Source organism: Cryobacterium sp. PH31-AA6 (genome assembly GCF_030063195.1).
Taxonomy (GTDB): Bacteria; Actinomycetota; Actinomycetes; order Actinomycetales; family Microbacteriaceae; genus Cryobacterium.
This window is the reverse complement of the sequence record NZ_JASISS010000024.1, coordinates 24,255-49,218: the sequence shown is the minus strand read 5'-3', so window position 1 is coordinate 49,218 and position 24,964 is coordinate 24,255. Positions and strand designations below refer to the sequence as shown.

Below are 24,964 nucleotides of genomic sequence, written 5' to 3'. Positions count from 1 at the left end.
GGGCGGGTCAGGCGAGGGTGAGGAACAGCTTCTCGAGCTCGTCCACCGAGAGTGAGTTCTCCGCGTCCGGGTTGTCGAGACACTCGCGCATGGCCGTAGAGACGATGACGAAGCCCGCGCGGTCGAGTGCACTCGACACCGCGGCGAGCTGGGTCACGACGTCCTTGCAACTGCCGCCGGCCTCGACGGCATTGATGACCGCAGCAAGCTGACCCTGCGCCCGGCGGAGGCGATTGACGATTTTCTTCTGCTGAGCGCTGTCGTCGGTCGTCATGGTCACGCCTTTCTTGCGTTGGGGAGTAGTGCCGGTCGTCTGGAGGTCATTATGCCGGAGGTATCGGCGGCGAAGCTGACCGTTTTCATGCAGGAGTGCTTTCGAGGACCGGCGTGAGGGTGGAGACACCGGCGACCCAGGTGCGGTAGCCGCCGTCCAGGTTGCGCACGTCGAAACCGTTCTGGCTGAGGATCCGGGCGGCGGTGTGACCGCGTTGGCCGACCTGGCAGTGCACCACCAGGGGCGCATCCGGCAACTCGGCCAGGCGCGCCCTGATGTCGTCGAGTGGCAGGTTGAGCGCACCCGGGATGCTCCCGGCGGCGAACTCACCGCTCGTACGCACGTCGACGAGCACCGCTCCGGCGTCAAGGGCGGACTCGAGAGCGTGCCACTGCAGGCTGCGGGTCGTTCCGGTGGCGAGGTTGTCGGCGACGTAGCCGAGCTGGTTGATCGGGTCTTTGGCCGACGCGTACTGCGGGGCGTAGGCCAGCTCGAGGCGGGTCAGGGCGGATGCCGTGATGCCGCCGGCCATCGCGGTGGCCAGAATGTCGATGCGCTTGTCCACGCCGCTGCCGCCGACGATCTGGGCGCCGAGGATGGCGTCCGTCTCCGCGTCGATGAGCAGTTTGATCGACATCGACTCGGCGCCGGGGTAGTAGCCGGCGTGGCTGGCCGGGTGCGTGTGCACGATCCGGTGCGGCCTCGCCTCGGCGACGAGGCGCTTCTCGCTCCAGCCGACCATCGCCACGGTGATGCCGAACACGCCGACGATGGCGGCGCCGACGGCCGGCGCGGCCGCCGCGGGCATGCCGGCAATGCTGTCGGCGGATGCCCGGCCGTGCCGGTTGGCCAGCCCGGCCATGGCGATGCGGGTGGGCTGGGAGTTGATCGCGTCGACCTTTTCCACACCGTCGCCGACGGCGTAGACCGACGGGTCGCTGGTGCGCTGGGTGTCGTCCACCCAGATCCCGCCGCTCTCGCCGATCCGAAGGCCTGCCTTCTCGGCCAGGGAGGTGTCCGGCCGCACTCCGGTGGCCTCGATCAGGAAGTCGGCAGCGACATCCGTGTCATCGCTGAGCTGCACCCGGCCGCCGAATGTCCCCTTGACTGCGGTGCCGAGGCGCACGTCCACGCCCTGTGCCCGCAGGGCGTCGAGCACGGGGGCCGCCATCTCGGCGTCGAGCGGGCCGAGAATCTGCGGACCGAATTCGACAGCGGTCACCGTGACGCCGCGCAGCACAAGGTTCTCCACCGCCTCGAGGCCGATGAAGCCGGCGCCGATGACGACGGCGGAGACCGGCCCGGTAGCCTCGTCGAGGATCGCGGTGATCCGGTCGACGTCGTCGACCGTGCGCAGGGTGTGCACGGGAATCTCGGAGTGGGCGAGCACACTGCGGGTGGTGGCGCCGGCAGCGAGGATCAGCCGATCGTAGCTCTCGGAGGTTTCCTCCCCGGTCAGGGTGTCGCGCACGTAAACGGTCTTTGACTCTCGATCGATCCGGGTCACCTCGTGGTCGATCCGCACGTCGAGGCGGAATCGGCTCGCCAGGGATTCCGGCGTCTGCAGCAGCAGGTCGGCCCGGTCACGGATGACGCCGCCCACGTAATACGGCAGCCCACAATTCGCGAACGAGACGTAGTGCCCGCGTTCGAATACGATAATCTCGGCCGTCTCGTCCAGCCGGCGCAACCTGGTCGCCGCCGACATTCCGCCCGCAACTCCGCCTACAATAAGTGTCTTCACTAGGACCTCCGAGTCGATCATACCCCCTGGGGTATGGAAAGGGCTGGGAGTGCGCCCGGCTCCCCACTAACCTTAGGGACATGCCCGCCGTCCAGAGCCGCTTCGTCGTTCGCACCTTTGCGACCTTCGTCTTTTTCACGCTCCTGGCCGGCCAGTTCTGGCGCAGCCTGTTCGGCTGGTGGGGCTTCGGCGTGATCGGGGTCGTCGTGCTCGCCGGCGCCATCGTTGGGCTGGTCCGACTGAAACCCGATTGGGTCTGGACGCGTTTCCCGAAATCCGTCGGAGCCTTCCTCCTCGTGGCGACCGCCTCCCTGGTCTGGTCGAACTACCTCGGCGCCTCCCTGATCGGAGTGACCCTGCAGTGGGCCACGACGATCACCGCCGTATTCCTCGCGCTCTGCCTCACCTGGACGGAACTGCTCCGCACCCTCGGCGGCGCCCTGCGCTGGGTTCTCGCCCTGTCGCTGGTCTTCGAAGCGGTCGTCGCGGTCTTCGTCAGGCAACCGCTGCTCCCCTTCTGGGTCGATTACGGCACCGAGAAGGTGCCACAGGCGTTCTACTGGTCCCGTGCCCTGCTGTTGCAGGGCGGTCCGATCGAGGGGATCGTCGCCAACCGGAACCTGCTCGGATTTGTCGCCCTGCTCGCCGTGATCGTCTTCGCCGTACAACTCGCGGCCGGCACGGTGCGCCGCGGCTGGGGCGTGGCCTGGCTGGCTCTCGCCGTGCTCATGCTCGCGCTCACCCGGTCGACGACCGTGTCGTTGGCGGCCGGGTTCGTCGCCCTCGTGCTCGTTTTCGCGCTCTGGACCCGACACCGCGGGCCGCAGCGGCGTCGCCCGGTCTACCTGGCCGCGGCCGCATCCGTCGTGGCCATCGGCGCCGCAGCGGCCGCCTTCACCCCACAGCTGCTGGCCGTGTTCGGCAAGAGCCCCGACGTCACCGGGCGGATCGACATCTGGCGCAGCGTGATCGAGCTCGCGAGCCAGCGCCCCGCGTTCGGCTGGGGCTGGGTCAGCTACTGGGCGCCCTGGGCCGAGCCGTTCCAGGGCCTGGCCTTGCGTAAGGGAGTCGTCTACCTTCAGGCGCACAACGCCTGGCTCGACGTGTGGTTGCAGCTCGGGATCGTCGGCCTGATCGTGTTCGTGGCGCTCGCGCTGTCGACCCTGTGGCGGTCCTGGTTCCTCGCCGTCGACCGGCCGCGCCGCGGCCTCGCCGACACGGAACCGTACGCGGCATCCGCCCTGCTGCCGCTCCTGCTGTTGGCGGCCCTCCTCGCACAGAGCCTGGCGGAGAGCCGGATTCTGATCGAGTCGGGCTGGGTGCTCCTGGTGCTGCTCGCCATCGTCACCAAGCGCCAGCAGGCATCCGCCCTGCCGATGCCGTAGACGGTAGCGTGGAAGGCCCATGATCCCGAACACCAACCGACGGCCCCCGTCGCCGCGAGTCATGCGCTTCCTGGGGGCACCCCGCTTCGCGGCGTCCCTCACCCTGGTGATCATCGGGGTCGCCTTCTCCACACACCTGATTCGCGGCGTCATCGGCTGGCCCGGACTGGTCGGTGTGCTGATCACGGTCGTGGCGCTGGCTGTGGCCTCGCTGATCGCGCGGCGGGAACGTACGGACTGGCACGGCCTCCTGCCCATTTCCATCATGGTGTTCGTGGGCTGGTGCGCCCTCTCGCTGCTCTGGTCCGGCTACGCCCCCGACACCATCCGCGGGGTGCTCTACCAGCTCACCTTCACGTTCCTGGCCATCTACGTCGCCCTCGCGCGGGACACCATTCAAATCGTGCGCGCCACCGGCGACGTCCTGCGGCTGCTGCTCGGGCTGTCCCTCGCCCTCGAGGTGCTGTCCGGTCTGTTGATCGACCTGCCGATCGTGTTCCTGGGCATCCAGGGCAACATCGCTCAGCTCGGACCGGTGCAGGGCATCTTCGGATCACGGAACGTGTTCGGTCTGGTTTCCCTGCTCGCCGGGGTCACCTTCATCGTCGAGCTGCGCGCGCGGTCGGTGCGCCGCGGTGTCGGGATCGGCTCGATAGCACTCGCCGGCTTCGGGCTGCTGCTCACCCGCTCCCCCGTCATCCTGGTCGTCGCCCTCTTCGTCGGGCTGGCCGCGTTCGCCCTCTACTGGCTCCGGCGCACACCGGTCGAGGGGCGTTGGATGCTGCAAATCGGCCTGCTCGGCACGACCGTCGTCGGCGGCATCGCCGCGTTCATCGGCCGAGCCCAGATCCTCAACACGCTCAACGCGGGCAGCGAGTTCGAGGTGCGGTATTCGCTCTGGAGCGAGATGTGGCGCCTCGTCAGCCTGCATCCGCTCGAGGGCTGGGGCTGGACGGGCCTCTGGCCCAACGCCGTCACGCCATACGGCTGGTTCGACTTCGTCAGCCGGCGCGACCAGACCTCCGGCCTCAACGCGTTCCTCGACGTGTACTTCCAGGTCGGCCTGGTCGGTTTCGTGGCTTTCCTCGCCCTGATCGGTCTGGCGTTCTGGCGTTCGTGGGTGCTGGCCGCAAACAAGCGCACCCTCGTCTACGTCTGGTCACCGCTGGTGCTGGTGATCCTGATCGTCACATCCGCCGCGGAGAGCACGGCCCTGGTCGACTTCGGCTGGTTGCTGCTGCTCATCTGCGCGCTCAAAGCGGCACAGGGCAAGAGCTGGCGCAGCCTGCTCCGGCCGAGCCCACGCAACCGGATCGGCTGAGCGGAACGGTGGTCGAGCCTGTCGAGACCCGTGATCTCGACAAGCTCGATCACCGCGTGGCCCGATCACCGCGTGGCTCGATCACCGCACGGCCGGATCACCGCACGGCCCGATCACCGCAGCCGGCGACACCGTCAGACGGGCTGGACGAGGTCCCGGAGCACGTCCTGCAGGCCCAGCCCGAACCTGGTGTAGTCCCCGGCGCGCAGCGCCCGCAGCACCGGCCGCACCCGCCGGACTCGCGCCGCCGGCAACCCGCTGCGCATCCGCTCATGGGCCAGCTTGGCGTCGATCTTCCCCAGGGTCTCGGTCGACGGCGCCGGCTCGAACGTTCGGGCACGTTCCTCCAGGGCGACGGCCCTGGCCAGCAGTCTCGCGTTGCGCGCTCCGCGGGAAGCGGTCAGTCGGCCAAGGCGTCCACCCAGGTCGAGGCTCGATGCGCCGATCTGGTTGCCCTCGTGCTGGCGATAGTCCACGAGCGGTTCGTCGAGCAGGTCCATCGCTCCGCTCGCGGCGGCGACCATGGCCAGCCACTCGTCGTGCACCCACGACGCGGGGAAGGGGCGAGCGCGCTCCACGAGGCCGCGACGCACGACAGCGGTCGCACCGGTGACGATGTTGCGACGCAGGAGCGCATCGATCGCCCGGCCGCCGTGCACCGCGTTTCGGTCTTCCGCCGATACTCCCAGCGTGTCCAGAAGGGTGGTTCCGAGCGGGTAGCCCTGCGCGTCGACGAGTCGGGCATCCGTGTGCAGCAGGTACAGGCTCGGCCGGCGCCCGAAGACGGAGACAATGCGGTCGAGGCGGTCGGCGTGCCAGACGTCGTCCTGGTCGCTGAGGGCGATGAGCTCTCCGGTGCAGGCCGAGAGTGCCTGTTCGAAGTTGGCGGTCACTCCCAATGGCGTCGCGTTGCGCAGAACCCGTAGCGACACCTCGGCGCCCGGATTCCGGGTCTGCCAGGCCCCGAAAATGCCCAGTGCGAGGTCCGCCGAACCATCGGTCGAACCGTCGTCCGAGACCACGATCTCCGTCGGCCGCAGCGTCTGGTCGAGGATGCTCAGCAGCTGCTCCTCAAGGAAGGCCGACCCGTTGTAGGTGCACAGGGCCACGGAGATGCTGGGGCTCATCGTTAGCGCCGTTTCAGGCCGACCGACAGCACCCCGAGGAACATCCCGGCCATCACGGTCTGCGCTCCCAGCATCATCAGCAACGCCGACGGAATCGCGACCCGGATGGTTTCGCCGGCGATCAGGGCGCCATAACCGCCTGCCGCCCAGCCGATCAGCTGAGCCAACGCGATTCCCAGCCCGATCAGGAAGAGAATCAGGCCGAGGATGGCCCCGCTCTCGAGGCTCATCCGCCTCTCCAGCCGCTCGAAGTTGCGACTGCGTGGAATTCGGAAGCCCTCGTGTTGGGCATAAATCTTGGTGAGCAGCGCGAACAGGAAGGCCTGATAGCCCACCACGGCGAGCGCCGCCAGATAAACCTGGCTGGAATAGGTGAAACCAACCTGGCCGACGACGACGGGACCAAAGGCCAGCAGCACCGTGCCGACGAAGCCGATCAGGAAGGCAATGCTGCCCGGGATCAGGAACAGCCAGCGGGGACTGAAGATAAGCAGAAAGCGCAGGTGGCGCCATCCGTCACGCCAGCTGCGCAGGTGCGGCGGGCGACTGCGGCCGTCCTTGGACAGCGTGGTGGGCACTTCGCTGACCCGGACCCCACCCAGAGTGGACTTCACGACCATCTCGCTGGCGAACTCCATCCCGGTGGTCTGAAGGTGAAGGTCGAGCATCGACTGCCGGTTGAATCCGCGCAGCCCACAGTGGAAGTCCTTGATCGGTGACCGGAAGAGCGTGCGCCCGATCCAGGAGAGCACGGGGTTGCCGAGGTACTTGTGCAGCGGCGGCATGGCGCCGTCTTCAATCCCGCCGCGGAAGCGGTTGCCCATCACCAGTTCGTCACCGGCGCGGAGACGTTCGACGAACCCGTCGAGAGCGCTGAAATCGTAGCTGTCGTCGGCATCGCCCATGATCACGAAGGTGCCCCTGGCCCCTTCGATTCCGCCGATCAGCGCGCTGCCGTAACCCTTCTCCGCGACCGCGACGACGCGCGCTCCGTGCGCCTCGGCGATCGCCTGCGACCCGTCGGTACTGCCGTTGTCCGCGATCACGACCTCACCGGCGATGCCGCTTCGCAGCAGGTAGTCCTGCGCCTTGTCGATGCACACGGCCAGTGTTTCGGCCTCATTCAGACAGGGCATCAGGATGGAGAGTTCGAGTATTTCGGTGGTTGACATGCGTACAGCGAGTCCCGTCATTGTTGGTGCGGCCCCCTCATCGTACAGAATGTGATTTGTGAACCTTGGACTCGTAGTGTCAACTCTCGGCCGTGTCGAGAGCCTGCGGCGACTCTTCGAGTCCGTTTCCGAGCAGATGACGGCGGATGACCACCTCGTCGTCGTCGCCCAGCGAAACCTCGCCGAGGTCGACGCTTTGGCTGCCGCTTACCGGTCACCGAACCTGGCCATCACGGTCGTCACTTCCCCGCCGGGGGCCTCCCGCGGCCGCAACGCCGGCGTCGCGGCCCTGCCCGCAGAACGGGACCTTCTGCTCAACTTTCCGAACGACACGACCTGGTTCCCGCCCGACGCACTCGAGGGGCTGCGCCGCCTTCCCGACGGCTTCCGGGCGGGGGCACTGACCGTCGTGGACGAGAATGGGCCGAAGTTCGTGCTGCCTGACCCCGGCACACCACTCGACCGGCACACGGCCTGGACCGTCATCGAGATGGGCCTTCTCATCCGGCGCAGCCTGTTCGACTCGCTCGGCGGCTTCGACCCGGAGATCGGCACCGGCGCGCCCAGCCCCTGGCAGGCCGGCGAGGCGACCGATCTGCTTCTGAAGCTCATGCGCGACGAGCCACGCACAGACTTCGTCTGGCAGCCACCCACCGTTCTTGTGGGTGGCATCGCTGATCCGAGCGGCCTGACCGTCGCGGAACGTCGGCGCAAGCTGCGCGGCTACGGTCGAGGACTGGGCCGGCTCGTGACCCGGTGGCGCTACCCGCTCTGGTGGCGATTCGCCTTTCTGGGCGGAGGGCTGTTCTTCGGGCTGCGCAACCCTGGCACGAACGCATGGGCCGACGGCTGGTGGGTCTTCCTCGGCCGGCTCGAGGGAATGATCGGGCGCCCCTTCGACGGCGCACGAACGGTCACCGCGGTGACAAGGTGACCGCGGACCTGCCGTCCCCCCTGCGACTCCGCCGGGCCACGCTGAGCCTGATCACCCTGCTCGGCGGGGTGTCGCTGGCCGTCATCCCGGCCGCGACCATTTCCATCTCGTCCCGGCTGTTCAGCCGCCCGGAGCAGGGCGTCATCGCCGTGGCCGTGATGGTGGCAACCTTCGTCGGCCAACTCACCTTCGCTGTGGTGCTCGAGTCGCGGTTGAGTTCGGCTGCAACCGAACGCCGCGTGGTCTTCCCGCTCTGGCTGGCGGGGCTGGCGATTGTCGCCGCGCTGGTGATGGCTCTGAACCCGACCAACCCCGTTGTGCTGGTCATCGGTCTTCCGGTGCTGATCGCCGCCCTCGAGGTGGGGCGCGGTGTGTCCGTGGCCGAGCGTCTCGACGTGCGCGAGATCTGGGCATCCGTCGTGGTCGGTCTCGGTGCGCTCGGCGGCGTCGTGGCCGCGTTCACCGGCCAAACCTGGGCGCTGGTTCCGCTCGTGGCCGGCATCGCCGCGGCGACGCTCCTCCGCTCCCTGCCGGTGGCGCACAAGGCAAGCCGCCCGGAGCCCGCCGTGATGGGCTGGGTGGTGGCCGACACCGCGATCACGGGCGTGATCTACCCACTCTTGAACACCATGATCCTGGCCTTGCTCGGCCCGGGCGACGCGGTGCTGTTCACGGCGATCGCCACCGTTTCCGGCCTGCTCGCGATCCCCCTGAACTTCATGCGCCTGCGACTGTTGAAGGCGCATTCCCAACTGGACATCGTCGTCTCGGCCGGTGCCGTGCTAGCCGCCGTGGTGGTTCTGGTGCTGCTCGAACGCACCGGGGTGCTCGGTTTCATTTTCGGTGGGGTCTGGACGAGTTCGGCGGCCATCCTGCCGCTCGTGCTCGCCTGCGCCTGGAGGGCCGCGTCGCTCCCGACGACGATCCCGTTCGCCGCCCTGCGGCGGATGGGTGAGGTGCGTCTGCTGACCGGGTTGCGCGCGGTCGTTTCGGCAATGGCATTCGCACTCGCCGCGATCGGACTCGCGCTGCACAGCCTGCCCGCCGTGTTCCTCGGCCTGCTCCTTGCCGAACTGGCCTCGGCTGTGGTTTACGAGCTTGCCAGACGACGACGCGTGCGCGCCGCCGAGGACGTTTCCGTGGCCGGTCGATGAGCCGCGTACTGGTCGACCTCCTGTTCTTCACCGGCCGCAAGGGCGGGATGGAATCGTACGTGCGCGAGGTTTACAGTCGGATCGAGCCGGGCGCGGGCGGCCTCGAGTTCATCGGCCTCGCGTCGGCCGAACTGGCCGCCGCCGACACGGATTGGTTCCCCGGCCGCATCGTCGACTCGGGCATCAGCGGCGAGGACCGAATCGCTTGGGCCCGCGGCGAGCTCTTCGGCGTCGCCCGGTTCGCCCGCAGGCTCGGAGCCGACCTGATCCATTGCCCGGCCAACCTCGGCCCGGCCTGGTCGCGGGTTCCGGTGGTACTCACCGTGCACGACCTGCTGCCGTTCCGACATCCGGAATACGTGCCCGGCGCATATTCCCGTGTGCTGCGCACAATGATCCGGCTCGCCGCCCACGGAGCGCGGCGCATTCTCACCGTCAGCGAGGCCTCGCAGGGGGATATCGTGCGGTACCTGCGGGTGCCGGCGTCCCGGGTCGACGTGGTGCCGCTCGCGGGCCAGGACCCGGAGACGAAGCCCGGTGGATTTTCCCGGCTACCGCGCCAGCTGTTGGCCGTGGGCAACCGGATGCCGCACAAGAACTTTCCGCTGCTGCTGGCGGCACTGGCCCTGATCCCCGCAGGTTCGAGGCCGCACCTGGTCGTCACCGGCAGCCACGGCGACGACCCACTCACCCCCGTCGTGGCCCGGCTCGGCCTGGAGCCGTGGGTCGCACTGCGTGGCTGGCTGCACTCCGACGAGTTGGACCGGCTCTACGCCGAGTCGAGTTTGATCGTTTTCCCGACCCTGTTCGAAGGTTTTGGCCTGCCGGTACTGGAGGCCATGTCCCGCGGCTGCCCCGTCGTCTGCGCCGACATTCCCGTGCTCCACGAGGTTGCCGGGGAGGCGGCCGTCTACGTGTCGCCCCACGACGCGCAAGGCCTGGCCGCGACGATCAGCACCCTCCTCGACGATCCGGTCGAGCTGGCCCGCAGATCGACGCTCGGCCTGGACCGCGCCCGTGCTTTCTCGTGGTCCAGGACCGCCAGGGATACCGTGGAGTCGCTTCAGCGGACCCTGGCCGAGCGGTAGCGCGCCAGGATCTGGTCCACAGAGGCGCTCAGCCCGTTGCTGACTCGTTCAGCGTCGAACCAGGCCCTCGTGCGAGCCCGCAGGGGTTCCCCGTCGCGCACGGCGCGCACGATGGCCGCACCCAGCACCTCTGGAGACACCGAGGCGGCGACGTAGCCGTTGACACCGTCCACGACCAGTTCAGCCGCGGCGTTGTCAGGCCCGGCCACCACCACGCTCGGGGTGGCGAACGCGGCCGCCTCCACGACGACCAGGCCGAAGCCCTCTCGTCTGGATGGGTTGACGAGCACGCGCGCACCGCGGATAAGCTCGCGCAACTCCTCCTCGCCGACCCGGCCGCGAAGCTCAAGCTCTGCGTCGAGGCCCAGCTCGGTAACGCGGGCTGCCACCGCTGGCGTCTCGGGGCCGTCGCCCACGATGACGGCGCGCAGCTCGGGAATTGCGCCGCGCGCTTCCGCCAGCGCCGGGACCAGATCGATCAGGCGCTTGTCGGCGATGTGCCGGCCGATGAAGACCAGGTACGGGTGATCGGGGCGGTCGGTGGTGGCACCGGGCTCGTCGCCGACGAGATCAACGAGGCCGAGGGTGATCGGTGCCGCGCGCCGCCGATAACGGCGCAGCCGCGCGCCGGTGAAGTCGCTGTTGACCGTGTGCAGGTGGGCGAGACGGATTCCCACGACCTGCAGCAGGTACGCGATCGTACCGGAGAGCGCCCCGGCGTACTCGCGCCACTTCCGCCACGGCCAGATCTCGAGCCAGTCGGCGACCACGAAAGTGGGGCTGCCGAGAAGAGCCAGCCGCACCGCGAACAGGTTCAGCACCGGCAGGGTGCTGACGACGACGAGGTCGTACTGGCCACGCCTGGGGAGGAAATACCGGAAGAGCGCCCAGGCGAACGCGACCGCGCTCCAGGGGGTTCGGGTACCGCCGGCGTCGTAGATGTCGCCCTGCCACACCGGCACGATCGAGAAGGACGCGGGCGGGGCATCCGTCGCCCACTGCCGCCGGGTCAGGTAGTCGACGGTGCTCCCGCCCTCCACGAGAAGCTCCGCGAGGCGGCGGTAGACGCGCTCACCTCCGCCGGCGTTGAGCGGAAACACGCAGTCATACGCGATCGCGACCCGAGGTTCAGGCATGCGTCGGCTCGGTCTCGGCCACGGTCTCTGCGGCCGTGTCCTCGGCGCGGGCGGAACGCGCGGCGAGCCAGATGGACCAGAGCACGAAAGCAACGGACGCCAGGGCATAGAGGGCGATCAGCGTCATCGCCCCCAGCGGAGGCTCCCACGACGGGTTCCGCCACATGGCGCTGTAGGGCTGGTCCGTTCCGGCCACGTACCGCCACAGCACGAAAAAGAACGCGGCAACGCCATACGCCGCAACGAGAGTGATGCCCACCCCGCTCAGACGGGTGGCCATGAAGCCGACGCGCCGACCGGACCGTCCGGAGAGCAGCCACGCCGCCACCAGCGTGACCCCGACGTAGAGGAAGAGCCCGTAGCGGCCCTGCCAGATGATCCCGGTTTGATGCACGCTGTATCCCTGCACCAGCGCCGGGACCAGAACCGCCGCGGCCAGGACCGCGCCCATCGTCACGACGCTTCGGCGATCAAGGCCAACGAAGGTCAGCACGACGAGGATGGCCACGGCGGCCACGAACGGCCAGTAGGTGTACACCGACAGCGGCGTGTCCACCCAACCGAAGAAGCCGATCGCCTGCTGCAGGTGGTCGGGCAGCAGCCGGATCATGTGCGTGAATCCCTGGTAGAACGATCCGCCGACGAGCGGGGCGTCCGACGCGCTCGCCTGGCCCGAGAGGCTGCCGCCGCCCAGGGTCCAGGAGAGTGAGAAGATCCCGCCCACTGCGACGAGGGCCAGCCAGAGATAGGACCCCTTTGTGGTGAACAGTCTCTTGACCGCCGCCCAGCCGGCGGCCAGGAAGCACAAGCCCACCACGACGACGAGCCACAGCGGGCCGGTGGCCCGAGCCGTCGCCAGGACTATCGCCGACACCGTCACGATCAGCCAGAGGTAGCGGCGAGGCAGCGACGAGACCAGACCGGCGTCCCGCCCGTCCAGGTGCTGCAGCAAGCGCAATAGTGCGATCCACAGGGCGCCGGCAGATGCGATTTCAATCCCGTTCGGATTGACCGATCCGAATAGGTAGACGACCATGGGCGCGGCCAGAAAGGTCAACCCGAACGGCATCCAGCGAGCGCGTCGCACCGACATCGCCGTTTGGAATGACCAGGCCACGAACACGGCGCAGAGCAGACCGCTGACGATACGCATGGCGTAGATGCCGGCTGAGCCGTTGAGGAAGAGGGTGGGCCAGCCGACCAGGTAGTAATAGATCGGGTTGTAGGCACTCACCCAGGTGTTGAACCACCCCTTGCCACCCTTGTCGCCCAGTTCGAAACCGCAATCGGCGGGCAACTCGGGGTGGAAGATATAACACACGATCTGCTGGTTGTAGGAGTATCCGGCCGGCAACTCCATTACGGAGTGTTTGACGCCCGCCACGGCATGCCCGGTCAGGTCCCCGCGCACCTGCGCGATGGCCTTGACCGCATGAGCGTTCTCATCGGGAACGGAGAAGATCGGGCTCGCCAGCGACCACACCGTGGCGAGCATTGCCATCAGGGCGAACGCGGTCCAGAAGACGGATCGGGTGGGCGGCAGGTCCGAACTGAGTCGCGGTTTCGCCGCGGGAAATCTGAATGTTGACACGAACTCGCTTTTCCTGTCATGAAAGTGCTCTTGTGAGGGGAGTTACGCGGGTCCGTACTCCACTGTGGCCTGCGATTCCCACGACTCCGCAAAGGCTACAGGCACGACCGAACAATCTCGTTTCACCTGAAACAGAGCCGGAGCAGATATCGACGGCATTTCGTCGTCATTCTTGCCGCGTCCCGACTTGGTACGCTCTAGAGTTATGCCCAAAGTCCTCGTTGACCTTCTCTCGTACACCGGCACGAAAGGCGGCATGGAGACCTATGCGCGCGAACTCTACCGGGCCATCGGCAAAGCAGATACGGAGTTCGAGTTCGTCGGTCTTGCGAGCAAGGAAGGCTTCAAGCTCGACCAGTCCTGGTTTCCGGGTGAGGTCATCGACTCGGGCATCAGCGGCGAGAACCGGTTTCTCTGGGCGTTTGGCGAGCTCATCATGGTCACCAGTTGGGCGAAGCGGATCGGAGCCGATCTCATCCACTCCCCAGCGACGCTGGGCACGATGCGTCGCGCGGTTCCAAGCGTAATCACGATGCACGACATGCTTTACTGGAGCCGCCCTGACCTCATGTCGACAGGCATGTACACCGGACCGGTGAAGTGGATGGAACGGCGCGGTTCCAAGGCCGCGACCAGGATCCTCACCATCAGCGACGTTTCTCGAGACGAGATTCTCACCTACCTCAAGGTCGACCCGTCCCGTCTCGACGTCGTTCCTCTCTCTGGGACGGCGTCACCGTCTGCAGACCGTTCCAAGCACGAACCTCACGCCCAAGGCATGCTGCTGGCCACTGGAAACCGTCGCCCGCACAAGAACTGGGCTGGGCTCATCCGAGCCTTGCCGTTCGTGAACGAGGAAATTCGGCCTCGAGTTGTCATCACTGGCAGCCACGGTCACGATCCACTGCTCGCAATCGTGGAAGAACTCGACCTCCAGGAATGGGTCGAGCTCAAATCCTGGGTTTCGACCGAGGAACTCGAAGAGCTCTACTCGCACGCGACCGCCATGGTCATGCCCTCATTCTGTGACGGGTTTTCGCTGCCGGCTCTGGAAGCCATGATGGCAGGAGTGCCGGTCCTGCTCTCCGACATTCCGGTCTACCGAGAGGTGGCCCAGGACGCCGCTCTGTACTTTGAGCCGACCGATCCAGAATCGATTGCCCGGACGATAACGCAGGCACTGACAGATCACGAACTCATGAATGCGCTCGTAGCACGCGGCCATGAGCGCGCCAAAGTTTTCTCGTGGGAGAAGACGGCAAACGGAACACTTGCCACCTTCCGTAAGGCGCTCTCTGGCCAGCGTTAGCAACGGCCAGAGAGCACTTCGCTACGAGAGCCTCTGCAGTGTGTCGTGCAGCAGGTCGATCCCGGCTTCAACGGGGAAGTGATGGTTACCCACGAACAGGCCGTCGTCGTGGATCTTGTCCGCGACCGGCAGCGCGTCGGGAACCACTGCCACAAGGTGCTGCATCACCGGGTTCCGGGTGAAGTTACCCCCGACAATCGGTCGCGACTCGATGCCTGCCGCTGTGAGCGCTGCAACAACTTCCGCACGACGGCCGGCGAGAGTTCCCTCGAGGACGAGCGAGAACCCGAACCAGCTGCTCTCCCCCGTTTCTTTCTGGATGCGCACGGACTGGAGATCGAGAAATTTTCTTTGGAAGTATCGCGCGTTCGTCCGGCGGCCCTCCACCAAGGTGGGGACCTTCTTCAACTGCTCGATTCCCAACGCACCGGACATCTCCAATGGACGCACGTTGTAACCCGGGAGAACGAACCGGAAGGCATCTTCGAATGCGTCACCGGACTTCTCGTGGACGAAGTTGTCAATGGGCAGTTCCCGTGTCCAGCCGTGGGCACGCAATGACACCATCTCTTGGTAGAGCTGCTCGTCATCGGTGAGAATGAGTCCGCCCTCCATCGTGGAGATGTGGTGAGAGAAGAACGCGCTGAACGTGCCGAGCAGACCGGCCGTCCCGGCGTAGACGCCCGCATCCTTCGCACCAAGCGACTCGCAATTGTCCTCGAGGAGTACGAGGTTGTTCGCCTCGGCCAATGCTCGAAGCCTGGTGAAATCATTCGGGTTCCCCAGCAGGTTGACGGCGAAAATTGCCTTGGTCCGGGGGCCGATGGCCTCGGCGGCCAGATCAAGGTCCATGTTCAGGGTATCCACGTCGATATCGACGAACTTCAATACCAGCCCATATTGGTGCAGCGGGTAGTACGTGGTCGCCCACGAAACCGCAGGCACCAGCACCTCGTCACCCGGGTTCAGATCGATCCGAGGATCCAGAACGGCAGCCGCGATTGCGATGAGGTTCGCGCTGCTTCCGGAATTGACCATCACCCCGAAGCGGGCGCCGAAATGGCCGGCAAACTCCCGCTCGAATTGGGCGACTAGAGGCCCCATCGTGAAGCGGCCACTGGCGATGACCCGTTGGAGTGCCGCATACTCTGCGTCATCCCAGGACGAGGTGGCAAGCGGAAAAACGTTCTCGGCGGACGCGGTCATGTCATCTTCTCTCTGTCTGCTGGCTTGCGAGGAATGCTTCATAACTTGTGGCGATCCCGGAGGCGAGAGGAGTCTCTGGGTTCCAGCCCAGCCCTCGTGCCCGCGTGGAATCGAGAAGTCGCTGAGGCACGCCGGACGGCTTTGTCGGATCGAAGGTGAACTCCCCCGTGTAGCCGATCACGCTCTTTGCGGTCTCGTAGTACTCGGCGACAGTGTGGTCCTGACCGCAGCCCAGATTGAGTACCGCAGGCCAGGAGTCAAGAGTGCCGATCTGGCTGACGACCCATTGCGCCAAGTCCATAACGTACGTGAACTCGCGCCGCGCTGTGCCATCGCCCCAGATAGGTACGGTGAGAGCGCCGGAGACGTGTGCGGCGTGGATTTTGGCGATGGCGGCTGCGATCAGGTGCCCCCGGCCGATGGAGTAGTCGTCGTTTGGACCGTAGAGATTCGACGGCGCCACCACTTTGTAGCTAAACCCGAACTGCTCACTGGCGTATTCGCACACCTTGCCAGCCGCAATCTTTGCAAGAGCGTAGCCCTCGTTCGCGGATTCCAACTGCCCGTCCAGAACTTGATCTTCGCCGATCGGCTGTCGCGCCGACGCCGGATAGATGGCCGCGCTGGACACATACAACAGCTCCGGGACCCTCAGTTCGATCGCCGCCGACAATACGCTTGAGTCCAGGAGCAGATTGTCCAATAGGTATGGCGTGGGTTCGCTCAGCTTCGCCTGAATGCCACCTACTTTTGCGGCCGCGTGAATGATCGCGTCGGGTCGGCTGCGTTCCAGAAACCTGTGTGTCTGTTCCCTGTCCCGTAGATCAGCGTCCCGGCGGGTCGCCACAATCAGCTTGTCGTTCGGGCGAATTCCCTGCCATTGCTCCGCGATGCTGGAACCCAGCATTCCGGCGCCACCGGTCAATAAGACGCGCAATTCAGGAGAGCTTTACCGGGGCGTCCACGTAGTGGCTCCCCTCGACCGCAAGCGCAGCGATGTCCGCATCGACCATGATTTCCGCCAGCTTGGGGGTGAGGACCTTGGGAGTCCATCCCAACAGGTCCTGAGCCTTCGAAGGGTCACCAACCAGGGAATCCACTTCGGTCGGGCGCAGGTACCGCTCGTCGAATTTCACATACTTCTCCCAGTCGAGATCCGCGCGCTCAAATGACAGCTGCAGAAAGTCCTTGACCGTGTGCGCAGTATTCGTGGCGAGGACGAAGTCCTCCGGCTGATCATGCTGCAACATGCGCCACATGCCCTCGACGAATTCGGGCGCGTAACCCCAGTCACGGACCGAATCCAGGTTCCCCATGAACAGTTCACTCTGCTGACCGGCCTTGATCCGAGCAACCGCGCGGGTTATCTTGCGTGTGACGAAGGTGCCGCCTCGCCGCGGTGACTCGTGGTTGAACAAGATGCCATTGCAGGCAAACATGCCATAGGCCTCCCGGTAGTTACGCGTAATCCAATACGAGTACACCTTCGCCACGCCATAGGGAGATCGCGGATAGAAGGCAGTGTCCTCGTTCTGAGGCGGCGGGGACGCGCCGAACATTTCCGAGCTCGAGGCCTGATAGAACTTGCACTCGAGACCGCTGGCCCGAATAGCCTCCAGCAACCGAATGGTTCCCAGGCCCGTGGTATCGGCCGTGTATTCCGGCTCGTCAAAGCTGACCCGAACGTGCGATTGGGCCGCAAGGTTGTAGACCTCATCAGGCTGAATCTCGTTCAAGAGAGTCACAATGCGCGTGCCGTCCGTCAGATCAGCGAAATGCAGAATCAGTCGATGATCTTGCACATGAGGATCTTGATAGATGTGGTCGATCCGCGCTGTATTGAACGAAGAGGATCGCCTAATGAAACCGTGAACCTCATAGCCCTTTTCGAGGAGCAGTTCAGCCAGATAGCTTCCGTCCTGACCGGTGATTCCGGTAATCAGCGCTCTTTTGGGCCGTGTCTCACTCATAGGTATCCGCTCTGCAATCGCAATGGGGGCAAGAGAGCGCAAATGTCTCACTTTGCCACAAACATTGCTAGCTTACCGGAGTGACCCTTGACATCATGATGCCGTTCTACGGGCGCTTTGACCACTTCCAGCAAGCCGTCAAGAGCGTCATCGCGCAATCAGACCCGGACTGGCGGCTCGTCATCGTTGACGACGTGTATCCCGATCTCGCGCCGGGCCTGTGGGCTCAGGGGCTCGACGATGAGCGGATCACGTATGTGCGAAACGAGACAAATCTGCGTCCAAGCCGCAACTATCGCAAGTGCGTTTCTCTTATGCAGAGCGAATTCGCCGTGATGATGGGCTGTGACGACATTATGTTGCCGAATTACGTGTCCCGAATGAAGGAATTGACCACGCGGTTCCCAACGGCTTCGATCTTTCAACCGGGCGTGTCGATCGTCGACGGCGATGGGTTGGCATCCTCGCCCCTGGCCGACAAGGCCAAGGCATGGTACCGATTCCGCGGAACCGGTGCACGGGCGTTCTCGGGCGAACGCCTCGCAACGAGCCTGTTGCGAGGCAACTGGACCTATTTCCCCTCCCTCACTTGGCGTGTCTCAGAGTTGCAGGCGCACGGTTTTCGCATCGACCTCGACGTTGTCCAGGATCTTGCCATGCTCATGGAGATCACCAAGGATGGCGGGACTCTTGTTCTCGATGATCAGGTCTGTTTCAACTATCGACGTCACGGCGCAAGCGTCTCAGCGATCACAGGTCCAGACGGATCCAAGTTCGCTCAAGAACGCACACTCTTCGCGGAAGCCGCTCGGGACTGTTCGGCGCTCGGCTGGCCGCGAGCAGCTCGGGCGGCACGTTTCCACTTCACGTCGCGAATGAATGCCCTGACCGATCTGCCCGCAGCGCTCAAGTCCGGTCATGCCCGGGGACGCCGCGCTCTGCTCCGCCACGTCTTCGGTTCGTAGAGCGACCGCTCATGATGTGCGCGCCCGAACCCGATTGGTAGGCTGGGGGCCATGACAACCCTGCTCACGGATACGTTGATTGTGATGCCGGCTTTCAACGAGGAGGAGTCGGTCGCCGCTGTGGTCGCCGAGGTTTTTTCCAAGCTTCCCGGTGTCAGCGTGTTGGTCGTCGATGATGGTTCCACCGACGAGACCGCGAGTCAGGCACAGATCGCCGGCGCCACCGTCATCAGGTTGCCGTTCAATCTCGGTGTCGGTGGCGCCATGCGTGCAGGCTTCAAATACGCGCTCGCCCACGACTTCCGCAACGTCGTGCAGGTCGACTCAGACGGTCAGCATGATCCCACCGGTGTGACACAACTTCTTGAAGAATTGCGCACCTGTGATCTGGTGCTCGGAGCCCGCTTCGCCGGCCAAGGTGATTACACCGTGCGAGGACCGCGGCGCTGGGCAATGGTTGTCCTGGCACGAATTGTCAGTTCTTTGGCGAATACCCGCCTGAGTGACACCACGTCCGGCTTCCGGGCGACGGGGCCACGCGCGGTTCGACTTTTCGCCGAGCACTACCCCGCCGAGTATCTCGGCGACACCATCGAGTCCCTCGTCATCGCCGCGCGGGCCGGCTGCACGATCCGGCAAATACCTGTTGCGATGCGACCGCGAGCCGGGGGTATCCCCTCACACAATCCTTTGAAGTCGGCAGCCTATCTGGGCCGGGCCGGCATGGCGCTTTTGATTGCGCTCATGCGCCCTCGAGTCCCCCTCACGTCCGGAGCCAGCCCCTCATGAGTACCGCAAGTTACGTTTTTGGCATCGTCGCGGCGGTCATCGCACTCTTGTTGGTGATCGAGATGCTTCGCCGACGCCGCCTCCGTGAACGCCACGCAGTGTGGTGGATACTCGCCGGAGTTCTGGCACTCATCATTGGCGTCTTCCCCCAGCTCGTCTCGTGGGCCGCAACGGCGGTGGGCATCGAAGTCCCCATTAACCTGGTCTTCTTCGTAAGCCTGACCTTGCTGGTTTTCGTTTGCGTGCAACACAGTGCCGAACTCACCGACCTCGAGAGTAAGACACGGTTACTGGCCGAGCACATCGCGTTTCAGAGCAATCGAATTGACGTTCTCGAGCGTCGCCTCAGCTCGCACTCGTCAGAGGTCGATTCGGACTAGCGCGCTCTATCCCCCGTCGGAAGCGTTCCGGCCGACAGCTACCGGACGCCAGAATCCGGACAGGTGAACCAGTAGGCCAAGGAGCGGACCGGCCGAGAGCGCGACAATCGCGCGCGTCTCAAGAGTTCCCGGCAGCAGCAGGAGCAGGATTGTCGTGACGGCCGCCACGACCCAGCCCGCAGTGAAGATCATGTGTTGAGATCGAGCCAGAACAGCAGGTCCAGTCGCGCACAACGCAGCCACAAGCCCTGCCGAACCCACCAGGAGCGCCAAAACAACGTTATTGATTTCGTATGCCGAACCGACGAGCAGGACCAGCAGGGGAGACGCAAACCACAAGGCGAGGGCCGCGAGTAAAATGCTGGCGCCGGCAATCAGGGCCAGGATCCGAGTCAGCGCAGAGCCGATGGTAGCGCCGTGTTGCCGAAAATGAATGACCAGATAGCTCTGGAGCGAGAGCACGGCAATGACGATCGGCGCTCTGGTCAGAGTGATGGCAAGGACGAGAGCACCAAGTGCGGCCTCGGAAGCGTCTCCGGAAGTAGCCCCCAGCAATAGCGGGAATCCACTCACCAGGACCCCTGTCGACGATGAGCCCACGACCGTGCGAGCGACATTCCAGGCGAGCTGCTTGGAGCCGACGTCAAGCTCGGTCCGGTTCACAACGTTCCGACGAATGAATGGCCAGACCAGCAGTGGCGTCAACACGAACGGCGCGGCCACAGCCCAGGCAATTACGCTCATATCGTCGGTGAACTGCAAAACAGTCGCCACCAGAACCAGCCGCAAGACCCCGTCGATAGAAACCATTGCCGCGATGGATCGCCAGATGCTCAGACCATAAAGCACGCCACCCATAACGGCGACGATTGTATACGCGGAGACTCCCACAGCCAGGGGCCAAACAAGTACCCAGCCGTCTCGTGGAAATACCGTGGATACCCAGGCCGGGGCCGTGCCCAGGATGACAACCAAAACCGTGCCGGAGACAACAAGAGCGAAGTTCCTCGCGACGGGTCGTCTGTGCGCTGTTACGTCACCGGTTCGAGGACGGGATGCCCTCGCGACTTCTTGTTGCAGACCCGACATCGCACTGATCGCCAAGTACAGGCCGGACCAGAATATCGCGAACGCAGCGTATCCGACCCGACCAAGGTCAGCCGCGACGAGAGGCATGAGAACGTATCCGGAGCCACCGGCCAGAGCCGTGGCGAAGAGGATGAGTCCTGCCCCTCCTAACCGCAGCCGCGGTGTTCGAGTGGTCATCGAAGGTTAATCCTGGGCTGCGATCCATTGCTGCAGGCTTGCAATTCCTCGCTCAACACTCCATGCCGGCGCCCAGTCGAGGCTGCGGAGCGTGGCCTCGATAGAACACTCCGCGTGCCGAACGTCGCCGTCCCGGTACGCACCTGTGATGTGTGGATCTGGAGCTCCATGGTAGCGGGCGATATCTGATGCGAGGTCCATAATCGTAGTCCCGACGCCGGAGCCCACGTCGAAGCGAGATAACGGTCCCGACGGGCCCGCAAGGACGACCGCCTTAAAGGCCTCGGCGATGTCATCGATGAATACGAAGTCACGGGTGATACGCCCATCTTCGTAGATGGGAATGGATTCTCCCCGCCGAGCGATCTGTGAAAACAAGGTCACGATGCCCGTATAGGAATTGATCAGAGACTGTCCGGGTCCGTATACGTTCTGGAGGCGCAACACGGTCACGTGCGAGTCGTGCGCGCTGGCCCACGCCGAAAGGATGAACTCCTGAGCGAGCTTCGTGGCTCCGTAAACGCTTGTCGGCGCCGGCGTTGTACTGGCGACGGAGCTGGGTAGCGGTACCGCCGTCGGAAAATCCCATTCAGCGCGCTCGAATTGGGCGTGCGATCGTTGACCGGGCGACAGCTTGGTGCCCTCTTCATTGAGCCACTCGCCCTCCCCGTAAATGGCTCGGCTGCTGCTCAGCACGAAGTGTGGGGGCACCTGGCCTGCGCGCCCAAGCGCATCCAACATGACTGTGGTGCCAACGACGTTGACCTCGGCGTGACGAGTGGCTTCGTGGAGCGACTGTGCCGTGCCGGTCTCAGCAGCGAGATGGATGATTGTGTCCGGCTTGGCAGCGGCGAGAACAGAGTCCCATAGGGAAGGGTCCGTCACGTCCCCGACGACAAGTTCGGCTGCTGAGTGCAACTCTTTGGGTCGTTCCTGACTCGGGTGAACTTGAGGGTGCAGATTGTCAATGACCACCCAGCGGTCCGAGGAATCGGCGAGTTTCTGAGAAATGGCACTTCCGATGAAGCCAGCGCCGCCTGTTACAAGAACCGTTCCGAGCGGCGATGTCGACATATGGGGCCTCCTGGGTCCTGCGTAGAACGAACATATTGACTTTACAAGAGACGCGGCTGCGTCGCCTATTCGCCTGCGTCAGCGGCTGACGTCGCTTCCCTGTCGCGTCTCCTTTTGGGCATTAGACTGTCCGAGGCGACCTAGGAGCAGCCCTGTCGACAACGACCGAGTGGGCAAGATGCCCTGACGCTCCTCTGTCCGGCGGTCCAGATCCACCCCGCCAGGACAGCCTGACAGATGTGGAAGATCCAGCGGCATGAGCAGAGCAGCAGTCACATCGCCCCCAGTCTCAACTCCCCATCTCCCGGGCCGTCGCTGGAAAGTGTTCGTCGTCGCATTCGCCGCGCTCCTCGCGCCGATGCTGCTGTGGGCCCTCGCCTCGCCGCTGATGTCGGTACCGGACGAACCGTCCCACGCGATTCGCGCTGCAGCAGTGGTCCGCGGGCAAATCGCCAGTATCCCCTGGGAAAAGAATCCAGCCCTTACCCGAGCGGACGTGCCTAAGTATGTGGCGCACGCGCACGAATTGACCTGTTACGCGTTTCGTCCTGACATCTCCGCGGGGTGTATGCGCCCCGTGCAGGGCAACCCCATTGAGACCGTGACGACCGGAACATCCGCGGGGCTCAACAGCCCGGTCTACTACGCACTCGTTGGCTTGCCAACGCTGGTGATTCAGGGCACTCCCGCCCTCTACGCGATGCGGGGTGTGAACGCGGTGCTCTGTGCGGCCGCCCTCGCCATCATGATCATGCAGCTCTTGCAGCTCCCGCGCTCCCGCTGGGTACTCCTCACGACCTTTGTCTCCGTAACGCCAATGGTGCTCTATCTCGGTGGGTCCATGAACCCGAACGGTCTAGAAATTGCCGCGGCCGGAGCGCTCTTCGCCACTCTCGTCGTCACCGCACGAACACGCGCCAGCCGCCGGATCCTCTGGGAACGCGCGGCGCTCGTCGCCGTCTCAGCCGGTCTGCTCATGAGCACCCGAAGCATCGCATTGTTGTGGGTCCTGATCATCATCGGTGTTGCACTGCTGTTCGCCGATCGACGGGTTGTTCTCGACCTCCTCAGGTCGTCGGCAGCATGGGTGGCGATTGCGGTCTCTGCCATAGCCGGCGCGCTGACTGTGTTGTGGTACCTCACCCCCTCGACCTTCGCGGAGCAACCAAATGCGGGCGTCGGGACGACTCCAACAGTCGAGTTCTTCACGATGTTCTTCCGAACCCTTGATTTCAGTGATGGCTTGGTCGGCTTCTTCGGCTGGGTCGACACCCCGTCGCCGGCTTTCAGCGTCATCGTGTGGAGCTTTGCCGTTGTTGGCGCGCTCGTCGCCGCCGTCGCCTGGGGTTCTCGTCGGGGTCGGTTGGCCGTCCTGGTCCTGGCCTTGGTGATGGTCCTCGTGCCGGCACTCACACAAACCATCCTGATCAGCACGGTCGGCAACATCTGGCAGGGCCGTTACATGTTGGCGATGTTCGTGTGTCTCATGGTCGTTGCCGGTCTCGCCATCGACGATTCCGATCAGGCCCCGACCGTGTCGATTCAACTCCGCCGTTTCACCATCGCCGCTCTAGTCCTCGTATCCACGGGTCAGGTTTTCTCGTTTGTCTCAACCTTGCGCCGCTATGTCGTGAGCGTGAACGGCGATATCGAAGCCTTGTTCAACACTCCACAATGGCAGCCGCCGCTGGGCTGGATTGCTCTGATGGTGCTCCTCGCGCTGTCGGTCGCCGCCGCCGCAGTCCTCACCTACCGGGAGGCGATGAACGCCGAACACCGCCTCGAGATGGAGCGGCCGCACATCGGATCCCCCATTCCCGCCACGTCCGAACCGCTGAATGGTTCTAAGGCTTCGCGCTAGCCGGCAATTCCGCTGCGGAACCCGAGGGCTCAGTGGGGATGATTGAACGTCTCCTGCCACGCCATTTCCGTGTGCGGTCGATCCAGTGTGACCAACCCCGACCGGGTCCCCAGTTCTTGAGCGCCAACGCTCGCTTCTCGACTCCGTGCCAACTCAGCCAGGCCAGCCCGAATGTCACGATGAGGGCGATGAGGGCATACGGAAGGTAGCCGAGCCGATACCACTCCAAGTGGGCGAGAACCTGTTGGACCAGGAAGCCGTAGATGTAGACGCCGTATGAGTAGTCATTCTTACTTCCGATCCACTGCACGCCTCGTGGCAGACGAGCCGCCAGGTAGAAGACGAAGTAGGTTCCGGCAATTGTCCCGATTGTAAGGAAACCGCCATAGCGAAGAGTGAGCAACAGCACGAGTCCGGACAACACCCCGAGCCCATTGCTGTAAATGACTCGCTTGGAGTAAACAGCAAGCGTGGCCCCGAGCATGAAAGTGAACGTCAGGGTGATTCGATATGTGTCCGCCAGATATGGGGCGATCGCGCCGGGTGACCCAGGATTCGTGATGGCGGCGATCTGAAGTGCCAGGAGCAGTACCGTGGCAAGCGGCACAAGCACGCGAGCGTTGACCAGGACGCCGAACGCGACCGCGACACCGATTAGCAGATAGGCGTGCCATTCGTAGATGAGCGTCCAGAGCGAGCCGTTGAACACGCTGGCTCCCACCTGGACGCCCCATGGGGTGGAGGCGGCGAGCTGGTCATAAATCCCGTAGGCACCGATTGACAACTGCCAGTTCGCGCGGAGATAGTGAAAAGGGCCGTCCGGCGCGAATCGAAAGTAGCTTCCAATCGGGTGGCCAGTCGAAACCCACAGGATTGGCCCGACGATGACTGCCGTAAAGAGGAGGACGACCCAGAAAGCGGGAAAGATCCGGAGAACACGGCGCCAGAAGTACTGGAGCAGATCCGCTGACATTCCGCTCTTCGTTATCAGGTAGCCACTGATCGCGAAGAATCCACCGACCGCAAGGCTTCCGATCGAGGCCTGGCCCTTGGTGAGGGCGAGCACCGGATCTGCACCAAACCCGCCGAGCGGGAACGCATGATCGAAGATTACCAGCGAAGCCAGGACGAGGCGGATGAAACCGAGGGAATTCCGGTGACCGCCGAGCGCCTCCGAGATTGAACGTGCAGAGCCTCCCAACCCCGTTCCGGAAGGAG

Annotated in this window: 22 protein-coding genes; 10 read left to right on the top strand and 12 right to left on the bottom strand. The window is 64.6% G+C overall.

Going from position 1 to position 24,964, the window contains the following annotated elements:
- Positions 1-7: 7 nt before the first annotated feature.
- Positions 8-274 (bottom strand): metal-sensitive transcriptional regulator, encoded by a 267-nt coding sequence (locus QMG61_RS14220; protein WP_283494989.1) that lies wholly within the window; start codon positions 272-274, stop codon positions 8-10.
- An 85-nt stretch (positions 275-359) separates the two neighbouring features.
- Positions 360-2,018: an FAD-dependent oxidoreductase gene (locus tag QMG61_RS14215; RefSeq protein WP_283494988.1), complete on the bottom strand. Its 1,659-nt coding sequence runs from the start codon at positions 2,016-2,018 to the stop codon at positions 360-362.
- Between the two features lie 80 nt (positions 2,019-2,098).
- Between QMG61_RS14215 and QMG61_RS14210 the strand changes: the two genes are divergently transcribed.
- Positions 2,099-3,403, top strand: a complete 1,305-nt coding sequence (locus QMG61_RS14210) for an O-antigen ligase family protein (protein ID WP_283494987.1) — start codon at positions 2,099-2,101, stop codon at positions 3,401-3,403.
- Between the two features lie 19 nt (positions 3,404-3,422).
- Positions 3,423-4,724: an O-antigen ligase family protein gene (locus QMG61_RS14205; RefSeq protein ID WP_283494986.1), complete on the top strand. Its 1,302-nt coding sequence runs from the start codon at positions 3,423-3,425 to the stop codon at positions 4,722-4,724.
- 134 nt (positions 4,725-4,858) lie between these two features.
- On the opposite strand, the gene QMG61_RS14200 is transcribed toward QMG61_RS14205, so the two are convergent.
- Together QMG61_RS14200 and QMG61_RS14195 are read right to left on the bottom strand one after the other, a co-directional pair.
- Positions 4,859-5,851, bottom strand: coding sequence for a glycosyltransferase family 2 protein (locus QMG61_RS14200; protein ID WP_283494985.1), 993 nt, complete (start codon positions 5,849-5,851; stop codon positions 4,859-4,861).
- Positions 5,852-5,853: 2 nt separating this feature from the next.
- Positions 5,854-7,023 (bottom strand): glycosyltransferase family 2 protein, encoded by a 1,170-nt coding sequence (locus QMG61_RS14195; RefSeq protein ID WP_283494984.1) that lies wholly within the window; start codon positions 7,021-7,023, stop codon positions 5,854-5,856.
- Positions 7,024-7,099: 76 nt separating this feature from the next.
- On the opposite strand from QMG61_RS14195, the gene QMG61_RS14190 reads away from it, so the two are divergent.
- Genes QMG61_RS14190 through QMG61_RS14180 form a run of 3 tightly spaced genes read left to right on the top strand, consistent with a single transcriptional unit; the run spans position 7,100 to position 10,199 of the window.
- Positions 7,100-7,957, top strand: a complete 858-nt coding sequence (locus QMG61_RS14190; RefSeq protein WP_283494983.1) for a glycosyltransferase family 2 protein — start codon at positions 7,100-7,102, stop codon at positions 7,955-7,957.
- Complete coding sequence (locus QMG61_RS14185) at positions 7,954-9,111, top strand: hypothetical protein (RefSeq protein ID WP_283494982.1); 1,158 nt, start codon at positions 7,954-7,956, stop codon at positions 9,109-9,111. The genes QMG61_RS14190 and QMG61_RS14185 overlap by 4 nt, the downstream gene beginning before the upstream one ends.
- Positions 9,108-10,199, top strand: coding sequence for a glycosyltransferase family 4 protein (locus tag QMG61_RS14180; protein ID WP_283494981.1), 1,092 nt, complete (start codon positions 9,108-9,110; stop codon positions 10,197-10,199). The genes QMG61_RS14185 and QMG61_RS14180 overlap by 4 nt, the downstream gene beginning before the upstream one ends.
- Here the strand turns inward: QMG61_RS14180 and QMG61_RS14175 are convergent.
- Positions 10,175-11,335, bottom strand: a complete 1,161-nt coding sequence (locus tag QMG61_RS14175; RefSeq protein WP_283494980.1) for a glycosyltransferase family 4 protein — start codon at positions 11,333-11,335, stop codon at positions 10,175-10,177. The genes QMG61_RS14180 and QMG61_RS14175 overlap by 25 nt on opposite strands.
- Positions 11,328-12,926 carry a DUF2142 domain-containing protein gene (locus tag QMG61_RS14170; protein ID WP_283494979.1) on the bottom strand — a complete coding sequence of 533 codons (1,599 nt, stop codon included), beginning with the start codon at positions 12,924-12,926 and terminating at the stop codon, positions 11,328-11,330. The genes QMG61_RS14175 and QMG61_RS14170 overlap by 8 nt, the downstream gene beginning before the upstream one ends.
- Positions 12,927-13,131: 205 nt before the next feature.
- Between QMG61_RS14170 and QMG61_RS14165 the strand changes: the two genes are divergently transcribed.
- Positions 13,132-14,235, top strand: coding sequence for a glycosyltransferase family 4 protein (locus QMG61_RS14165; RefSeq protein WP_283494978.1), 1,104 nt, complete (start codon positions 13,132-13,134; stop codon positions 14,233-14,235).
- A 21-nt stretch (positions 14,236-14,256) separates the two neighbouring features.
- Here the strand turns inward: QMG61_RS14165 and QMG61_RS14160 are convergent, their stop codons facing one another.
- The 3 genes from QMG61_RS14160 to gmd are packed head-to-tail and all read right to left on the bottom strand — an operon-like array spanning position 14,257 to position 17,411.
- On the bottom strand, positions 14,257-15,441 hold the full coding sequence (locus tag QMG61_RS14160; protein ID WP_283494977.1) for a DegT/DnrJ/EryC1/StrS family aminotransferase: 1,185 nt from the start codon (positions 15,439-15,441) through the stop codon (positions 14,257-14,259).
- A gap of 1 nt (position 15,442) precedes the next feature.
- Entirely contained in the window at positions 15,443-16,366 is a 924-nt protein-coding gene (locus QMG61_RS14155) for an NAD-dependent epimerase/dehydratase family protein (RefSeq protein ID WP_283494991.1), read from the bottom strand.
- 13 nt (positions 16,367-16,379) lie between these two features.
- Positions 16,380-17,411 carry a GDP-mannose 4,6-dehydratase gene (gene gmd / locus QMG61_RS14150; protein WP_283494976.1) on the bottom strand — a complete coding sequence of 344 codons (1,032 nt, stop codon included), beginning with the start codon at positions 17,409-17,411 and terminating at the stop codon, positions 16,380-16,382.
- Between the two features lie 80 nt (positions 17,412-17,491).
- On the opposite strand from gmd, the gene QMG61_RS14145 reads away from it, so the two are divergent.
- Genes QMG61_RS14145 through QMG61_RS14135 form a run of 3 tightly spaced genes read left to right on the top strand, consistent with a single transcriptional unit; the run spans position 17,492 to position 19,545 of the window.
- Positions 17,492-18,376, top strand: coding sequence for a glycosyltransferase family 2 protein (locus tag QMG61_RS14145; RefSeq protein WP_283494975.1), 885 nt, complete (start codon positions 17,492-17,494; stop codon positions 18,374-18,376).
- Positions 18,377-18,427: 51 nt separating this feature from the next.
- Positions 18,428-19,165 (top strand): glycosyltransferase family 2 protein, encoded by a 738-nt coding sequence (locus QMG61_RS14140; protein ID WP_283494974.1) that lies wholly within the window; start codon positions 18,428-18,430, stop codon positions 19,163-19,165.
- The gene (locus QMG61_RS14135; protein ID WP_283494973.1) at positions 19,162-19,545 is read left to right on the top strand and encodes a DUF2304 domain-containing protein; all 384 of its coding nucleotides are present in this window, start codon (positions 19,162-19,164) and stop codon (positions 19,543-19,545) included. The genes QMG61_RS14140 and QMG61_RS14135 overlap by 4 nt, the downstream gene beginning before the upstream one ends.
- A gap of 6 nt (positions 19,546-19,551) precedes the next feature.
- On the opposite strand, the gene QMG61_RS14130 is transcribed toward QMG61_RS14135, so the two are convergent.
- Both QMG61_RS14130 and QMG61_RS14125 read right to left on the bottom strand, forming a co-directional pair.
- Positions 19,552-20,403, bottom strand: a complete 852-nt coding sequence (locus QMG61_RS14130) for a hypothetical protein (RefSeq protein WP_283494972.1) — start codon at positions 20,401-20,403, stop codon at positions 19,552-19,554.
- Positions 20,404-20,817: 414 nt separating this feature from the next.
- Positions 20,818-21,885 (bottom strand): NAD-dependent epimerase/dehydratase family protein, encoded by a 1,068-nt coding sequence (locus QMG61_RS14125; protein ID WP_283494971.1) that lies wholly within the window; start codon positions 21,883-21,885, stop codon positions 20,818-20,820.
- 322 nt (positions 21,886-22,207) lie between these two features.
- Here QMG61_RS14125 and QMG61_RS14120 point away from each other — a divergent pair, with 322 nt between their 5' ends.
- The gene (locus QMG61_RS14120; RefSeq protein ID WP_283494970.1) at positions 22,208-23,746 is read left to right on the top strand and encodes a DUF2142 domain-containing protein; all 1,539 of its coding nucleotides are present in this window, start codon (positions 22,208-22,210) and stop codon (positions 23,744-23,746) included.
- On the opposite strand, the gene QMG61_RS14115 is transcribed toward QMG61_RS14120, so the two are convergent.
- Positions 23,730-24,947 carry an acyltransferase family protein gene (locus QMG61_RS14115; protein ID WP_283494969.1) on the bottom strand — a complete coding sequence of 406 codons (1,218 nt, stop codon included), beginning with the start codon at positions 24,945-24,947 and terminating at the stop codon, positions 23,730-23,732. The two genes, QMG61_RS14120 and QMG61_RS14115, sit on opposite strands and share 17 nt — an antisense overlap.
- Between the last annotated feature and the right edge of the window lie 17 nt (positions 24,948-24,964).

Coding starts and splice junctions, on each gene's coding strand:
- QMG61_RS14220 (WP_283494989.1), bottom strand. CDS start 274: ATGACGACCGACGACAGCGCTCAGCAGAAGAAAATCGTCAATCGCCTC.
- QMG61_RS14205 (WP_283494986.1), top strand. CDS start 3,423: ATGATCCCGAACACCAACCGACGGCCCCCGTCGCCGCGAGTCATGCGC.
- QMG61_RS14135 (WP_283494973.1), top strand. CDS start 19,162: ATGAGTACCGCAAGTTACGTTTTTGGCATCGTCGCGGCGGTCATCGCA.
- gmd (WP_283494976.1), bottom strand. CDS start 17,411: ATGAGTGAGACACGGCCCAAAAGAGCGCTGATTACCGGAATCACCGGT.
- QMG61_RS14175 (WP_283494980.1), bottom strand. CDS start 11,335: ATGCCTGAACCTCGGGTCGCGATCGCGTATGACTGCGTGTTTCCGCTC.
- QMG61_RS14195 (WP_283494984.1), bottom strand. CDS start 7,023: ATGTCAACCACCGAAATACTCGAACTCTCCATCCTGATGCCCTGTCTG.
- QMG61_RS14160 (WP_283494977.1), bottom strand. CDS start 15,441: ATGACCGCGTCCGCCGAGAACGTTTTTCCGCTTGCCACCTCGTCCTGG.
- QMG61_RS14200 (WP_283494985.1), bottom strand. CDS start 5,851: ATGAGCCCCAGCATCTCCGTGGCCCTGTGCACCTACAACGGGTCGGCC.
- QMG61_RS14210 (WP_283494987.1), top strand. CDS start 2,099: ATGCCCGCCGTCCAGAGCCGCTTCGTCGTTCGCACCTTTGCGACCTTC.
- QMG61_RS14140 (WP_283494974.1), top strand. CDS start 18,428: ATGACAACCCTGCTCACGGATACGTTGATTGTGATGCCGGCTTTCAAC.
- QMG61_RS14125 (WP_283494971.1), bottom strand. CDS start 21,885: ATGTCGACATCGCCGCTCGGAACGGTTCTTGTAACAGGCGGCGCTGGC.
- QMG61_RS14130 (WP_283494972.1), bottom strand. CDS start 20,403: ATGGGTGGCGTGCTTTATGGTCTGAGCATCTGGCGATCCATCGCGGCA.
- QMG61_RS14165 (WP_283494978.1), top strand. CDS start 13,132: ATGCCCAAAGTCCTCGTTGACCTTCTCTCGTACACCGGCACGAAAGGC.
- QMG61_RS14180 (WP_283494981.1), top strand. CDS start 9,108: ATGAGCCGCGTACTGGTCGACCTCCTGTTCTTCACCGGCCGCAAGGGC.